The sequence below is a fragment of the Micromonospora sp. BL4 genome (genome assembly GCF_003667505.1).
Taxonomy (GTDB): Bacteria; Actinomycetota; Actinomycetes; order Mycobacteriales; family Micromonosporaceae; genus Micromonospora.
On the sequence record NZ_RCVJ01000086.1, the window covers coordinates 21,273 to 36,028 of the forward strand.

13 protein-coding genes and 1 pseudogene are annotated in these 14,756 nt (G+C 72.5%); 10 read left to right on the forward strand and 4 right to left on the reverse strand.

Features of this window, described 5'->3' with window-relative positions; all coding sequences use genetic code 11:
* Position 1 precedes the first annotated feature (1 nt).
* From EAD89_RS08115 to EAD89_RS08130, 4 genes are all read left to right on the forward strand, one after another.
* Complete coding sequence (locus tag EAD89_RS08115; RefSeq protein WP_121656163.1) at positions 2-1,282, forward strand: ABC transporter permease; 1,281 nt, start codon at positions 2-4, stop codon at positions 1,280-1,282.
* Between the two features lie 78 nt (positions 1,283-1,360).
* On the forward strand, positions 1,361-2,071 hold the full coding sequence (locus tag EAD89_RS08120; RefSeq protein WP_121675298.1) for a cytidine deaminase: 711 nt from the start codon (positions 1,361-1,363) through the stop codon (positions 2,069-2,071).
* Positions 2,072-2,159: 88 nt separating this feature from the next.
* On the forward strand, positions 2,160-3,443 hold the full coding sequence (locus tag EAD89_RS08125; protein ID WP_121675299.1) for a thymidine phosphorylase: 1,284 nt from the start codon (positions 2,160-2,162) through the stop codon (positions 3,441-3,443).
* Positions 3,444-3,554: 111 nt separating this feature from the next.
* On the forward strand, positions 3,555-4,235 hold the full coding sequence (locus tag EAD89_RS08130) for a DUF4272 domain-containing protein (protein WP_121675300.1): 681 nt from the start codon (positions 3,555-3,557) through the stop codon (positions 4,233-4,235).
* Between the two features lie 2 nt (positions 4,236-4,237).
* Here the strand turns inward: EAD89_RS08130 and EAD89_RS08135 are convergent, their stop codons facing one another.
* Together EAD89_RS08135 and EAD89_RS08140 are read right to left on the reverse strand one after the other, a co-directional pair.
* The gene (locus EAD89_RS08135) at positions 4,238-5,260 is read right to left on the reverse strand and encodes a putative RNA methyltransferase (protein ID WP_121675301.1); all 1,023 of its coding nucleotides are present in this window, start codon (positions 5,258-5,260) and stop codon (positions 4,238-4,240) included.
* Between the two features lies 1 nt (position 5,261).
* On the reverse strand, positions 5,262-5,759 hold the full coding sequence (locus EAD89_RS08140; protein WP_121675302.1) for a MarR family winged helix-turn-helix transcriptional regulator: 498 nt from the start codon (positions 5,757-5,759) through the stop codon (positions 5,262-5,264).
* 57 nt (positions 5,760-5,816) lie between these two features.
* On the opposite strand from EAD89_RS08140, the gene EAD89_RS08145 reads away from it, so the two are divergent.
* Entirely contained in the window at positions 5,817-6,233 is a 417-nt protein-coding gene (locus tag EAD89_RS08145; protein ID WP_121675303.1) for a PPOX class F420-dependent oxidoreductase, read from the forward strand.
* A 52-nt stretch (positions 6,234-6,285) separates the two neighbouring features.
* Positions 6,286-7,365, forward strand: a complete 1,080-nt coding sequence (locus EAD89_RS08150; RefSeq protein WP_121675304.1) for an adenosine deaminase — start codon at positions 6,286-6,288, stop codon at positions 7,363-7,365.
* Between the two features lie 4 nt (positions 7,366-7,369).
* On the opposite strand, the gene EAD89_RS30980 is transcribed toward EAD89_RS08150, so the two are convergent.
* Positions 7,370-7,663 (reverse strand): hypothetical protein, encoded by a 294-nt coding sequence (locus EAD89_RS30980; protein ID WP_233578316.1) that lies wholly within the window; start codon positions 7,661-7,663, stop codon positions 7,370-7,372.
* Positions 7,664-8,165: 502 nt separating this feature from the next.
* Here EAD89_RS30980 and EAD89_RS08160 point away from each other — a divergent pair.
* The 4 genes from EAD89_RS08160 (at position 8,166) to EAD89_RS08175 (ending at position 13,288) form a co-directional block, all read left to right on the forward strand.
* Positions 8,166-11,822, forward strand: a complete 3,657-nt coding sequence (locus EAD89_RS08160) for a sensor histidine kinase (RefSeq protein ID WP_121675305.1) — start codon at positions 8,166-8,168, stop codon at positions 11,820-11,822.
* Complete coding sequence (locus tag EAD89_RS08165) at positions 11,819-12,223, forward strand: roadblock/LC7 domain-containing protein (protein ID WP_007455462.1); 405 nt, start codon at positions 11,819-11,821, stop codon at positions 12,221-12,223. The genes EAD89_RS08160 and EAD89_RS08165 overlap by 4 nt, the downstream gene beginning before the upstream one ends.
* 98 nt (positions 12,224-12,321) lie before the next feature.
* Entirely contained in the window at positions 12,322-12,693 is a 372-nt protein-coding gene (locus tag EAD89_RS08170) for a DUF742 domain-containing protein (RefSeq protein ID WP_089021735.1), read from the forward strand.
* Position 12,694: 1 nt separating this feature from the next.
* Complete coding sequence (locus tag EAD89_RS08175) at positions 12,695-13,288, forward strand: ATP/GTP-binding protein (protein ID WP_007455465.1); 594 nt, start codon at positions 12,695-12,697, stop codon at positions 13,286-13,288.
* A gap of 333 nt (positions 13,289-13,621) precedes the next feature.
* On the opposite strand, the pseudogene EAD89_RS08180 reads toward EAD89_RS08175, so the two are convergent.
* A pseudogene (locus EAD89_RS08180) lies at positions 13,622-14,756 on the reverse strand (transposase); the annotation flags it as partial.

Consider the following 14,756-nt stretch of genomic DNA (forward strand, 5'->3'; position numbering starts at 1 on the left):
CATGTCCACCATGGCTGTCCCCGACGTCGCGGTCGCCCCGGTCGACGAGGGCTTCTGGACCCGGAACCGCAAGGTCGGCCTCGTGCTGCTGGCGCTCGGCCTGCTCGCGGCGGTGCTCTTCGGTGCGCTCGCCACCGACCAGCAGGCCCGTTTCACGCTCAGCGACGACGCGGCCGGCGCCGCGCTGGAGATCAACGGCACGATCGGGGCGATCCTGTTCGGGATCATCGCGATCGCCGCCGGTGCGGCGCTGGTCGCCGGGGTGCCGAAGCGGTGGTTCGTCACCGTGCTCGGTGTCGGGCTGGTCGGCTTCGTGCTCTCCTTCCTCTGCTGGCAGGTCTCCGCCGCGCCGACCGGGCAGAACTTCATGCCGCTGGTCAACATCATCCGGGGCACGTTCATCCTGGCCCTGCCGCTGATCTTCGGTGCGCTCGCCGGGGTGCTCTGCGAGCGGTCCGGCGTGGTCAACGTGGCCATCGAGGGGCAGTTGCTGATGGGCGCGTTCAGCGGCGCGCTGTTCGGCAGCCTCTCCGGCAACGTCTGGGTGGGCCTGGTCGCCGCCGCCATCGGTGGCGCGTTCATCTCGCTGCTGCTGGCCGTCTTCGCCATCCGCTACCTGGTCGACCAGGTGGTCATCGGCATCGTGCTGAACCTGCTGGCGGTCGGCGTCACCGGCTTCCTCTACGAGCGCCTGATGCAGACCGACGCGACGAAGTACAACAGCGCGCCCCGCTTCGGCAACTGGAACATTCCGCTGCTCGAGGACATCCCGGTGCTCGGCCCGGCGCTGTTCCGCGGCAACATCTTCCTCTACCTCGGCCTGCTCCTGGTGCTGGTGATCCACATCGGGCTGTTCCGTACCCGGTGGGGGCTGCGGACCCGCTCGGTCGGTGAGCACCCGACCGCCGCCGACACGCTCGGCGTCAAGGTGCTGCGGGTGCGCTACCGCAACGTGCTGCTCGCCGGTGTGGTCGCCGGCATCGGCGGCGCGTCCTACACCCTCGCGCTCTACTCCTTCACCAAGAACATGATCGGCGGTAAGGGCTTCATCGCGCTGGCCGCGCTGATCTTCGGGCGGTGGAACCCGACCGGCGCGCTGCTCGCCGCGCTCTTCTTCGGCTTCGCCGACCAGCTCGCCACCTACCTGGGCGCGATCAACAGCGTGATTCCCAGCCAGTTCCTGGCCATGCTGCCCTACCTGGCGACGATCCTGGCGGTGGCCGGGCTCGTCGGCCGGGTCCGGGCGCCGGCCGCCGACGGCAAGCCGTACATCAAGGGCTGACGCCCCGGGCGCCGACGCGGCGGGGCCGACATGGTCCCGCCGCCGCAGGCCACGATGCCGGTGCGGCAGAATGATGGGATGACTGAGATCGACTGGGCGCGGTTGCGCGCCGCCGCCACGGACGCGATGCGGCACGCGTACGCGCCGTACTCGACGTTCCCGGTCGGTGCGGCCGCGCTCGTCGACGACGGCCGCGTGGTGGTCGGCTGCAACGTGGAGAACGCCGCGTACGGGGTGACCCTCTGCGCCGAGTGCGGTGTGGTCTCCAGCCTGCACGCCACCGGGGGCGGTCGCCTCGTCGCGCTCTCCTGCGTCGACGCCACGGGTGAGCCGCTGATGCCGTGTGGCCGGTGCCGCCAGCTGCTCTGGGAGCACGGCGGGCCGGAGTGCCTGATCGAGACCAAGGGCCGCCCGCTGCGGATGGCCGAGCTGCTGCCGCACGCCTTCGGCGTGGAGGACCTGGAAGCGGTGACCGGCGAGACGCCGGTGCCGGTGGTCCCGGAGCGGCTGGCCGCCTGGCGCGGGCGCGGCACGGTCTTCGTGCACCCGGACATGTCCGCCGGGCAGCAGGTCTGGACGGCGTACTGGGAGCGGTCGGCCGGGGACGACGCCGGCGCCGAGACCGGGGTGCTGGAGGAGGCTCCGAGCTGGGACGACCCGGCGGAAGCGATCACCTGGGGGATGGCCCGGACGCCCCGGGTCGTGGTGGTGGACGCGACCGGCACCATCTTCTGGGCCGGTGAGGGTGAGCCGCCTGCGGAGATCCCGGTGCGCTGGGCTGCTGGCTGAGGCTGCTCTGTGGTTGCGGTTTGGGGCCGGGGCCGACCGTCGGGCAGTTGCGGGACGGGTATCTCGATACGACTAGAGAGATCTTTTGATGAGTAGTGGTTTTGCTGCTGTTGATGTCATTCGGGTGAAGCGGGACGGGGGCGTGCTGTCGGACGCGCAGATCGACTGGGTGATGGACGCGTACACCCGGGGCGTGGTCGCCGATGAGCAGATGTCCGCGCTGGCCATGGCGATCCTGCTCAACGGCATGACCGGCCCGGAGATCGCCCGGTGGACCGCCGCGATGATCGCCAGCGGTGAGCGGCTGGATCTCTCGGCGGTCCGCCGCCCGACGGTCGACAAGCACTCCACCGGCGGCGTCGGAGACAAGATCACTCTGCCGCTCACCCCGTTGGTGGCGGCGTGCGGCGCGGCCGTCCCGCAGTTGAGCGGCCGGGGTCTCGGGCACACCGGCGGCACGCTGGACAAGTTGGAGTCCATCCCGGGCTGGCGCGCCGCGCTGAGCAACGACGAGTTCATCAGCCAGCTCGGCGACGTCGGCGCGGTGATCTGCGCGGCCGGCGCCGGGCTCGCCCCCGCCGACCGCAAGCTGTACGCGCTGCGCGACGTGACCGGCACCGTGGAGGCGATCCCGCTGATCGCCAGCTCGATCATGAGCAAGAAGATCGCCGAGGGCACCGGCGCGCTGGTCCTCGACGTCAAGGTCGGCTCGGGCGCCTTCATGAAGTCCGTCGACCAGGCCCGTGAGCTGGCCCGCACCATGGTCGAGCTGGGTGGTGCGCACGGTGTGCGGACGGTCGCCCTGCTCACCGACATGTCCACCCCGCTCGGCCTGGCCATCGGCAACGCGGTCGAGGTGACCGAGTCGGTCGAGGTGCTGGCCGGCGGCGGGCCGGCCGACGTGGTGGAGCTGACGCTGGCCCTGGCGCGGGAGATGCTCGACGCCGCCGGTCTGCCGGACGCCGACCCGGCGGCGGCGCTGCGGGACGGCCGGGCGATGGACTCCTGGCGGGCCATGATCCGGGCGCAGGGCGGCGACCCGGACGCGCCGATGCCGGCGGCGCCGGAGGTCGAGGTGGTTCGCGCGGAGCAGGACGGGCACGTGGCGGCCGTCGACGCGTACGCCATGGGGGTGGCGGCCTGGCGGCTCGGCGCGGGCCGGGCCCGCAAGGAGGACCCGGTCAGCGTGCCGGCCGGGGTGGTGCTGCACAAGCGTCCCGGCGATCCGGTGCGGGCCGGTGACGCCCTCTACGAGCTGCGTGCCGAGGACCCGGCGCGGATCCCGGCGGCGCTCGCGGAGGCCGCTCGCGCGGTGCGGATCGCGCCGACCGCGCCGGTGCCGACGCCGCTGGTCATCGAGCGGATCGGCTGACCGGACCAGGGGTCGGGGCGGCGTGGTGCCGGTCACCAGGGAGCGCTATTCTCGCAGGCCAAGGGGGGATAGCCGGCCTTGAGCCGTCGCGAGCAGACAGGAAAATGCGCCGTGACCGTACCTGCCCCCGACCCACGCGAGGTGCGCGAGGCGAGCCTGGACGAGCTGTCCCGGCTCGGCCTGCCGTTGCCCCCGTCCCAGTTCCCGCTCGTCTGGGAGCCGGGTGACAAGATCGAGCTGCGGCCCACGCCGGAGATCGAGGCGCGGATCGCCGTTTTGCACCTGATCCTGGCCCGCTGCTTCGGAATGCCGCCGCAGGCGGCGATGAGCTGGCTGCTCGGCTCGCATCTGGTGGAGATGGTGACCCCGCCGGAGTGGCAGTTCGTGATCGGGGGCAAGGGCGACCACCGCTCGTTCGTGCTGCACCACGACGCGCTCTACGCGCTGGCCTGGGTGCTCGGGCTGAGCAAGCAGCTGGACCCGACCCTGGCCGTGGACGAGCGGCTGGTCGAGCGGCTGCCGCACATCGCCGACGGGGAGACGTTCCCGCGCTGGCGGTCCCGGATCCTCACGGCGCCGCAGCATCCGGCCGACGCAGCCGCCCTGCTCGATCTGCACTACTGCCTGGACTGGGCCTACCTGGAGACCGAGCGGGTCGGGCGGTCGCTGCCCGGGCTGGTCGACGCGAACGCGATCGGGCAGCGACGCTGGGCGCTGGAGTGGGCGGTGATCCTGCGCGGGCCGTACCACGACGAGCCGCCCGGCTGGGAAGAGGTCGACCTCTCCACCTGACCTCAGCGGGGTCGCTGGACGTCGAGCCGGACGGCCACGGTGACCCGGACCGGTTCGGGCAGCGCGGCCAGCCGGGCGGCGAGAGCGGCCGGGTCGGTGTGCCATGCGCTGGGGCCCATCCCGACCAGGGTGGCGACCTCCGGCCGGGTCAGCGCCAGCTCCGCCCGGTGTACGGCTGAGCTGACCGCGGTGAAATGCCCGCCCAGGCTGTCGGTCACCCGGTCGGCCTTGTCCGGGTCCACCCGCAGCAGGTCGAGGGCGGCCACCAGTTCGGCGAGGTGGTCGGCGGCGGGGGTGACCACCAGCAACGTGCCGGCCGGGTCGAGCACCCGGTGGAACTCCGCGCCGTTGCGCGGGGCGAAGACGTTCAGCAGCACGGAGGTCGAGGCGTCGGCGAGCGGCAGACGCTGCCAGGTGTCGGCGAGCGCGGCGGCCGCTCGGGGATGCGCCCGGGCCGCGCGGCGCAGCGCCGGCTTGGAGACGTCCAGGGCCAGACCCACGGCGTCCGGCAGCGCCGCCAGCACCGCGCCGAGGTACCGGCCGGTGCCGGCGCCGGCGTCCACCACCAGGGGGTACGCCTCGACGTCGGCCGTCGGCGGTTCAACGCGTACCTCTGCCGTGGTGTCCTCTGTGGTGTCCTTTGCTCTGCCTACCTCCACGCGCCAGTTCTGCTCGGGACCCGTTGCGTCGGTTGACGCAGAGCGAAGGGCGGACGGGGCAGGTCGCGGATGCGTGGCGGCCGTCGCGCGGAGCCGGCCGGCGGCGTCCGCCGCGGCGGCGGCGAGGGCGTCCGAGATGACGTCGTAGTGCCCCGCGGCGAGGAAGTCCGCCCGGGCGGCCACCATCTCGGCGCTGTCGCCGGCGTGCGGGGCGCGTCCGGCGAGCAGGTTGACGTACCCCTGTCGGGCGATGTCGAAGCTGTGCCCGCGCGGGCAGCGCAGCGCCCGGGTGGTGCCGGCGGTCACCTCGGCCAGCGGCTCGCCACAGACCGGGCAGCGCAGCTGGTCGAGAATGCGGGGGTCCACCTCAGGCCGCCGGTTCGGGCTGCGGGCGGGCGGCCCGGGGCTCGGGGCCGGCGAGGTGGTCGACCACCCGGTGCGTGAGCGCGCCGAGCGCGTCGATCTCCGCCGGCGTGAGCAGGTCGATCAGGTGCCGCCGGACGGCGGCCACGTGGCCGGGGGCGGCCGACTCGATGGCCTGCCGGCCCGCCGGGGTGAGCACGACGATGGAGCCGCGGGCATCGTCGGCGCACTCCTCGCGGGTCACCAGGCCGCGCTGCTGCATCCGGCTCAGGTGGTGCGAGAGCCGGCTGCGCGACCACAGCATCCTGTCCGCCAGCTCGCTGAGGCGCAGCCGCCCCTGCGGCGTCTCGGAGAGGTCGGAGAGCACGTCGTAGTCCGGCTCGGAGAGGCCGGCGTCCTGGGTCAGCTCGCGGGCCAGCTCCAGGTCGAGCAGTCGACGCATCCGGCGGTAGCCACGCCAGGCGCGGTCCTCCCGTTCGTCCAGCCACCGTGGTGCGTCCATGCGTCCAGTCTAGCCGTTTCGTTGACATGTCATCTATTCGCCCCTAGGGTCGGTGACATGTCAACCAACCGCCTGTGGGAGCTGTTCGGCGAACGGGGACGCGGGGCGCTGGTCACCCTGCGCCGGGACGGCCGACCCCAGCTGTCCAACCTCGACTACCTGGCCGAGCCGGGGCTGATCCGCTGCTCCACCACGGGAGATCGGGCGAAGGTGCGCAACCTGCGCCGCGATCCCCGGGCCAGCTTCCACGTGACCACGCCGGATGGTGGCGCGTACGCGGTCGCCGACGGGACCGTGACCCTCACCGAGCCGGCCGCGGCCACCGCCGACGCGACGGTCGACGAGCTGGTCGAGGTCTACCGGCGGATTCGCGGCGACCACCCGGACTGGGCGGACTACCGCGCCGCCATGGTCGCCGACGGGCGGCTCGTCATCCGCCTCCACGTGCACCGGGTGTACGGCTGGCGGCCGTGACACCCGGCCGGTCCGGTGCCGGTCCGCCGGGGCCGCTGACTAGGGTCTGAGCATGGTCGCAACTATCCGGTACGAGGACATCGTCAAGGTCCCGAAGGCGCTGCTGCACGACCACCTCGACGGTGGGCTGCGGCCGGCCACGATCGTCGAGCTGGCCGCGGAGGTGGGTCACGAACTGCCCACCACCGACCCGGAGGCGTTGGGGCGCTGGTTCGTCGACGCGGCCGACTCCGGCTCGCTGGAGCGCTACCTGGAGACGTTCGCGCACACCGTGGCGGTCATGCAGACCGCGCCGGCGCTGCGCCGGGTGGCCCGCGAGTGCGCGCTGGACCTGGCCGCCGACGGGGTGGTCTACGCCGAGGTGCGGTTCGCCCCGGAGCAGCACCTGGAACGCGACCTGAGCCTGGACGAGGTGGTCGAGGCGGTGCTGGCCGGCTTCGCCGAGGGCGCCGCGCAAGCCGTCGAGGCGGGCCTGAGCATCCGGGTGGGCACCCTGCTCACCGCGATGCGGCACGCGGCCCGCTCGCAGGAGATCGCCGAGCTGGCGGTGCGGCACCGGGACTCGGGGGTGGTGGGCTTCGACATCGCCGGCGCCGAGGCGGGTTTCCCACCCACCCGGCACCTGGACGCCTTCGAGTATCTCCAGCGGGAGAACTTCCACTTCACCATCCACGCCGGCGAGGCGTTCGGCCTGCCGTCGATCTGGCAGGCGATCCAGTGGTGCGGCGCGGACCGGCTCGGCCACGGGGTGCGGATCGTGGACGACATCACCCCCGGCAGCGTGCCGGTGCTCGGCCGGCTGGCCGCGTACGTCCGGGACAAGCGGATCCCGCTGGAGCTGTGCCCGTCGTCGAACGTGCAGACCGGAGCGGTGGACTCGATCGCGGACCACCCGATCGGCCTGTTGCGGGACCTGCGGTTCCGGGTCACCGTCAACACCGACAACCGGCTGATGAGCGGCACGTCGATGTCCCGGGAGATGGCCCTGCTGGTGGAGACGTTCGGCTACGGCTGGCGGGAGTTGCAGTGGTTCACCATCAACGCGATGAAGAGTGCCTTCATCCCGTTCGACGAGCGGCTGCGGATCATCGATGAGGTGATCAAGCCGGCGTACGCGAAGCTGCTGGCCTGAGTGCTCAGTCGTGCGGGTGGCCGGCGAGCAGGCTGGCCACCCGCCGCAGCACCTCCCGGGCCCGGGCAGCCTCCGCACCCAGCCCGGTCTGTCGGCGCAGCACCGCAGGCTCCGCGCGCAGCAGCGCCACCCCGCGCCGGACCAGCACCCGCGGCGCCTTGCGCTGCTCGGACAGGTCGCGGGCCAGCCGGCGGACGAAGGTCGCCCCGCGCGGACGGCGCAGCGCGTACGCGCCGGCGAGCAGCCCCCGACGACGACATTCCTCGACGATCTCGGCGGCGAAGATCCCTTCAGCCACGAAAATTGGCGATCCGGCGACGTCAAATGGCCGGGTGGCCACCCTTCGATCCGCGCCGATCGCATAAACCGGCACATCGGCTCGGCCCTCACGCGCCAGTCGAGCAATCGTTTCCACCGCGGTCAGGGCGTCCCACGACTCGGGTGATTCCCAATCCACCTGGCCGTTTCGTAGCGGCAACGTAGGGTCATCGCCGTCTTTGTAGAAGTCGTCCAGGCAGAGCACTGGCAACCCGGTTTGCTGCGCTATGTACGACTTTCCGGAGCCAGAAGGGCCGGCGAGCAGGACAACGCGGTGCGGATGTTTCATTACCTTCAGTTACTCCGACCAGACGGACTGCTATCAAATCGCATCAACATCTCATCACACCTTCGGCGGGTGACAACCTGGGCTTTCTTCTTGCCGGGCGGCGTGATGGAATCTCGGGGGTCCGACCCGCCGGGTCGGACGCTGGGCGTTGCCCGGGGCAACACGTTCAAGCTGTAATCGCGAGGGCGGTGACGTGAGCAAACGGCCAAAGACGGCGGGCTCCTTCCTGTCGCGGCTGCGCCGGCCGGCCAGCCGGCTCCGGGACATGCCGATCTGGTCCAAGCTCGGTCTCATCATGATCGTGCCGACCATCGCCACGGTCGTGGTGGGCACCAGTGGTCTGGTCGACCACCTGGAGACGCTCAACAATGCCAACCGAGCTGGCGACCTGGCCAACCTGTCGAGCTACTCAGGTGACCTGGTCGACACGCTTCAGGATGAGCGGACCGCCGCCGTGCTGCTGTCGGCGGCGGACGGGCTGCAGCCGAAGGCGCAGTACCAGGAGGCCTTCAACCGGGTGAACACCCGGGTCGACCAGGCGAAGGGACCCTACCTGCAACAGCGGGCCGAGATCGAGGACCTGCCAGCCAGCCTGGAGGGCCTGCTCGACCAGATCGACCAGGACCTGAAGGACCTGCCGGGCGCCCGCAGCCAGGTGTTCAACAGCAAGCTCAAGCTCACCGAGACCGTCCAGGCGTACGAGGGCCTGATCAACAGGCTGCTCGCCATCCGTGAGTCGGCCACCCAACTCGCCGGTGACAACGAGCTGAGCGACCGGATGCGAGCTGCCGCGGCCGTCGCCCGGGAGAAGGAGTTCCTCTCCGTACGCCGGGTCGTCGTGCACCGCGCGTTGGACCAGAAGCGGCTGACCCCGGTGCTGCGCACCGACTACATCGCCAGCGGCACCGGCCAGCAGCAGGCGGAGCAGAGTTTCAAGGCCGTCGCCACCCCCGAAGAGGTTGCGTTCCACGACCAGACGATCGCCGGCGGTGACCGCCGCGAGGCGCAGAACTACATCGGCTGGATGGACGGCAACACCACCGGCGACATGCGCGGCGCGATCTTCGGTCCGGACCAGTGGGACTCGGCCATGACGGCCAACGCCAAGCTGATCCGCACCGTCGAGACGAGGCTCGACCGCGACGTGGTCGCCGAGGCCGACAACCTGCGCTCGGACGTCCAGCGTCAGGTTTTCCTGGAGACCGGCCTGCTGCTCAGCATGCTGCTGCTGGCCATCCTCTTCGCCTACCTGGTCGCCCGCTCGATGGCCCGCTCGCTGCGTGAGCTGCGGCAGGGCGCGCTCTCCGTCGCCCAGTACGGCCTGCCGCAGGCGGTGGCCCGACTGCGCGACCCGCAGGTCGTCGGGCAGCTCTCCCCGGTGCAGCTGGCCAACCAGATCGCCGAGCCGCTCCCGGTCCGCAGCAAGGACGAGTTCGGTCAGGTGACCGAGGCGTTCAACGCCGTCCACCTGGAAGCCGTCCGGACGGCCGCCGAGCAGGCGGCGCTGCGCGCCTCCGTCGCGACCATGTTCGTCAACCTGGCCCGCCGTTCGCAGATCCTGGTCGACCGCCTCATCGGGCACCTCGACCGGCTGGAGCGCGGCGAGGAGGACCCGGACCGGCTGGCCGAGCTGTTCCAGCTCGACCACCTGGCCACCCGGATGCGCCGCAACGACGAGAACCTGCTCGTTCTCGCCGGCGCGGACTCCACCCGTGTGCAGCGCGAGCCGGCGGCGCTCATCGACGTGCTGCGCGCCGCGCAGTCCGAGGTCGAGCACTACACCCGGATCGAGTTCGGGGTCATCGACCGGGACATCGAGGTCGCCGCGCACGCGGTCAACGACCTGGTGCACCTCGTCGCCGAGCTGTTCGACAACGCGACCGCGTTCTCGCCGCCGGACTCGCAGGTGATGGTCGAGGCCCGCCGGGTCGGCGACCGCGCCTCGCTCTACGTCGAGGACCGCGGCATCGGCATCAGCAACGACCAGCTGAACGAGCTCAACGAGCGTCTCGCGACGCCACCGCAGGTGGACGTGGCCGTGTCCCGGATGATGGGCCTGGTCGTGGTCGCCCGGCTGGCGTCCCGGCACGGGGTGCGGGTCGAGCTGCGCCCCGGCGGTGACCGTGGCACGGTCGCCGACGTGACCCTGCCCACCTCGGTGCTGGTGCCCCGGGCGCTCTCCGGCCGTGTGCAGCAGCCGCCGGCGCTGCCCGCGGCCGGTGGCCCGCAGCACAACGGCCCGGTGCCGGCCTTCGGCGCGCTGCCCGCACTGGGCAACGGCCCCCGCCCGAGCGAGTCCGGCAACCAGGTCACCCTCGGCGGTCGTCCGTTCGACCCGGCATCGCGCAACGGCGCCGGCACCCCCGCCAACACCGGTGCGTACCGTTCGATGCCGGCCTGGTCGGACCTCACCGGTGCGGCGGGCACGAACGGCGGTGACGGGTTCACCCCGCGCACGGCCAACGGCCAGCCGATCGACCCGCTGCCGCAGCGCCGCTCCGGCGACGACACTCCGGACGCGGGTCAGCAGCCGGCCATTCCGCGGCAGCTGCCCAGCAGCCCCGAGGCGCACCCGTACTCGCCGCCTCCGGTCTCCGCGCAGCCCTACTCCGGCGCACCGGTCTCCGCCTCGCCGGCCTCCGGCCAGCCGTACTCCGCGCAGCCCTACTCGGGTGCGCCGTACGCCGGTCCGCCGGTCTCGGCCGCCCCGTCCTCCGCGCAGCCGTACTCGGCTCCGCCGGCCGGGCACCCGTACTCCGCTCCGCCGGCCGGTCAGCCCTATTCGGCCCCGCCGGCCGGTCAGCCGTACTCGGCGCCGCCGGCATCGAGTCAGCCGTACTCGGCTCCGCCGGCATCGAATCAGCCGTACTCGGCGCCGCCGGCCTCCGGCCAGTCGTTCAGCGGCTTCGCGCCCCGATCGGCCCCGCCCGCCCAGACGCCCAACGCCCCCGCTCCGCCGGCCTGGCCGCCGGTGCCCGGTGGCGACCGCGACGCGGCGACCCCGCCGGTGCCCGAGCGGCTCGCCGCCGCCCTGGACATGACGACGGAGCTGCCACGGGTGCAGCGCCCCGCCGAGCAGCCGGCCGCTCCGGCCCAGCCGGCGGCACCGACCGCGGCGGCACCGGCGCAGAGCCGGCCGGCGCCGCAGCAGCCGCAGGCCCAGAACCGGCAGCGGTACGCGGACGAGACCATGGAGCTGCCGATCTTCCGGGAGCTCGAGTCGGCCTGGTTCCGTACCCGCCGGCCGGGTCCGGAGGAGGCGGCGGCCAAGGCGGCCGCACCGGCCGCCCAGCCGGCGGCGAATGGTGGCACAGCGACCCAGCAGTTCGCGACGGTCGAGGCCAGCGGTCCGGCAGTCCACAAGACACCACCCGGGACGACAGGTAACACACCGATGGCAGACACTCCGACGGCCGGAGGAGCGCCGCGGGACAACGGGTCGACAGCGAACGGGGGCACCCGCCCCAGCCTCGCCGAGAGCCTGCCGACCCGCCGGCCCCAACAGCAGCAGACCAACGGCTGGCAGACCGCCGCCGACGACGGTTGGCGTGCCGCCTCGGCAGCGGCCAGCGCGGTCCCGGTGAGCGAGACGACCACGACCGGTCTGCCGAAGCGCAAGCCGATGGCGCAGCTGGTCCCCGGCGCGGTGGAGAAGCCCACCACCTCGGTCCAGCGGCGTTCCCCGGAGGCGGTCCGTGGCCTGCTCTCCGCCTACCACCGGGGCGTGCAGCGAGGGCGTAGCACCTCGGACAACCCGACCAGCCCGGAGGCGACTCCGGGAGGGCAGCAATCCTCGCAGTCTGGCTCAGGCCCAGCGGCCGGGAGCGGGCAGAAGGAGCAAGAAGGATGACAACTACGCAGGATCTTGGTTGGCTGCTGGCCAACTTCGCCGACCGGGTGCCCGGTGTCGCGCATGCGGTCGCCGTCTCGGCGGATGGCCTGCTTCTCGCGTCGTCACGGGATCTCCCGCGGGACCGGGCCGACCAGCTCGCCGCGATCGCGTCCGGTCTGGTCAGCCTCACCCAGGGAGCGGCCCGCTGCTTCGAGGGAGGCGCCGTACTGCAGACCGTCGTGGAGATGGACAATGGCTTCCTGTTCCTGATGTCCATCTCGGACGGCTCGTCCTTCGCCGTGTTGGCCGCCCGCAGCTCGGACGTCGGGCAGGTCGGCTACGAGATGGCGTTGCTGGTCGACCGGGTGGGCGACGCGCTGACCCCGCAGCCGCGTGCGGCCGCGGGCATGCTGGGCTGACGCCTCGCCGATCGTGAGGTCGGCGCTACTGAAACAACGACAACGACGGGTTTCACCGGTGGGAGCCGGTGCCGGGTACGAAGGAGGTGAGCGGCGACATGGCCGATCGTGACGAACCGACCGGAGCGTTGGTCCGTCCATACGCCGTGACCCGCGGTCGTACCCGTCCCCGGCTCGACATCGCGCTGGAGGCGCTCGTCGAGACGACGGTGCGCGGTCGGGCCGCTGCCAATGGCAACGGTGGCCGCGAACACCAGTACATCGCCGCGCTGTGTGACGGACGCGTGCAATCGCTCGCCGAGATCGCGGCGCGGATGCAGCTCCCGCTCGGTGTGGCCCGGGTGCTCATCGCCGACATGGCGACGGACGGCCTGGTCGCAGTCCACGAGCCGACCATTTTGGACGACTCCGACGACGCGGTGGGCACTGAACTGCTGGAGAGGGTGCTGAGTGGACTTCGCAGGCTCTGACATGTCGCACCGCCCGCCGAACCCGAGTGGGCGCGTGACGTCGGCGAAGATCGTTATCGCCGGTGGATTCGGCGTCGGTAAGACGACGCTGGTCGGCTCGGTCTCGGAGATCACGCCGCTGACCACCGAGGCCATCATGACCTCCGCTGGCGTGGGCGTCGACGACACCCGGCAGGTGCCGGGCAAGACGACGACCACGGTGGCCATGGACTTCGGCCGGATCTCGATCGACCGTGACCTGATTCTGTACCTGTTCGGTACGCCGGGTCAGACCCGATTCTGGTTCATGTGGGACGAACTGGTCCGGGGCGCCATCGGTGCGGTCGTGCTGGTGGATACCCGCCGGCTGGCGGACTGCTTCGCGGCGATCGATTTCTTCGAGCACCGGCGGCTGCCGTACCTGGTGGCCATCAACTGCTTCGACGGGATGCAGTACCACGATCCGCAGGACGTTCGGGACGCGCTGGCGATCTCGAGCGACGTGCCGGTGGTGGCCTGCGACGCCCGCAACCGGGAGTCGACGAAGCACGTGCTGATCTCGCTGGTCGAGTACGTGCTCACCATGCGGCGTACGCGCGCCGTCGCTCCGGCCTGACCGGACGATTCGCGCCCGGTGGTGGCTCCGGCCGCCACCGGGCGCTGAGTGCTGTCCGGGGTCGTCTACGTAACGCCCGGCGTGGACGTTCGACGGTTCGGGCTGGGCGTCGGCTCGACCTCGGGGGCGCTCCAACGCGCCTCAGACGGCCGTACGCCGGTCGTGCCGTGCTGCCCCTGCCCCGGGTAGCAGCATCACCCGACGCCGCCGCTCCGCGGGGATCAGGCGGGCCAGCCGGTGGGCCACGCCAGCGGCACGACCGCCATCGCAGCCCCGGCCCGGGTGCCGCCGATCAGGGGCGTGCACCCGGGTGGAAGGCCGGTCGGCCGGAGGTCAGGACTGGTAGCCGGCGGAGCGGTACTCGTACTCCCGGTCGTCGTCGCGGTCGCCGTGGTCGCGGCTGAAGTCCCAGCCGCCGGCGGCCTCGCGACCCGGTCGGCCGCCCACCGCGAACCCGCCGATCTCCTGTCCCCGACGCCAGCCACGGAAGTAGCCGGTGGTGTTCTCCGCGAGGCTCGCCGCGTCACGCACTATCCGCAGTGGACGCTCTTCGCGCAACGGGGAGCCCGGGACCAGGTTGGCCTGCGGCACGCGCTTCGGCAGGCCGGCCGTCGTCTCGGCGCCCACCGCGGGACGGGCCGCCTGCTCGGCCGCCTGCCATCCGGTGTCGGCCGTGGTCGACCAGTCCAGGTCGGACTCCTCGGTCTGCCCGACGAACCAGGCGGACTTGGCCTGCGCGAAGATCAGCAGGTCCCCGTCGCCCTCGTCCGCCACCGGCGGCGGCCGGTGCTCGACCGGGGGTGCCGGCCGGTGCTCGACGGGGCGCTCCATGCGGGGCGCGGGGCGGCCGTTGCGGGCGGCCTGCTCCCGATCGACCAGCCGTAGCGGTGGCGTCTCGAGGCGCGGGTCGGTGGGTGGGTTGAGGCTTCCCTCGCGCAGCGCCCGGTCGGCCAGCGGCGGTGGCTCCACCAGCCGCAGCATGGGCGGCTCCTGCGGCAGGTCGTCCGCCAGCCAGGGTGGGGTGACGCGGCCGTCGGCCCGGCCCGGATCGGTCGGGGCGTCGATGCCGCGGCCGCCGCCGTACGGGTAGGCGGCCGGGTTGTTCGGCGAGCTGTCGGCCGGGTCCTCCGGGTTGTTGACCAGCGGCCAGTTGGCCCGGGACCCCGGCGGCGCCGACTCCTGGCCCGGTCGGGGAGTGGGCACCGGGATGCTGAGGTCGGTGGCGCTGAACCCGCCGGTGGGCGGCTCGTCGACCGGTCGTTGCAGGTGGCTCGGCCGCGGCTCGCCGTTGGTCTTCGGGCGGGGCGGGATGACCGTGCGCTGCCGCTCGGCCCGCGCGTTGTTGATCGCCGCGGTGGTCAGCGTCGGCCGGAACGGCTCGCCCGCCTCGGCCGGCGGCACCGCGCCGCGCTGCGCCGGCGCGATCGGGGTGATCCCGGGCGGCGGGGGCGGGCGAGCCGTTCCGGCC

Coding starts and splice junctions, on each gene's coding strand:
- EAD89_RS08115 (WP_121656163.1), top strand. CDS start 2: ATGTCCACCATGGCTGTCCCCGACGTCGCGGTCGCCCCGGTCGACGAG.
- EAD89_RS08120 (WP_121675298.1), top strand. CDS start 1,361: ATGACTGAGATCGACTGGGCGCGGTTGCGCGCCGCCGCCACGGACGCG.
- EAD89_RS08125 (WP_121675299.1), top strand. CDS start 2,160: ATGAGTAGTGGTTTTGCTGCTGTTGATGTCATTCGGGTGAAGCGGGAC.
- EAD89_RS08140 (WP_121675302.1), bottom strand. CDS start 5,759: ATGGACGCACCACGGTGGCTGGACGAACGGGAGGACCGCGCCTGGCGT.
- EAD89_RS08145 (WP_121675303.1), top strand. CDS start 5,817: ATGTCAACCAACCGCCTGTGGGAGCTGTTCGGCGAACGGGGACGCGGG.
- EAD89_RS08150 (WP_121675304.1), top strand. CDS start 6,286: ATGGTCGCAACTATCCGGTACGAGGACATCGTCAAGGTCCCGAAGGCG.
- EAD89_RS08165 (WP_007455462.1), top strand. CDS start 11,819: ATGACAACTACGCAGGATCTTGGTTGGCTGCTGGCCAACTTCGCCGAC.
- EAD89_RS08170 (WP_089021735.1), top strand. CDS start 12,322: ATGGCCGATCGTGACGAACCGACCGGAGCGTTGGTCCGTCCATACGCC.
- EAD89_RS08175 (WP_007455465.1), top strand. CDS start 12,695: ATGTCGCACCGCCCGCCGAACCCGAGTGGGCGCGTGACGTCGGCGAAG.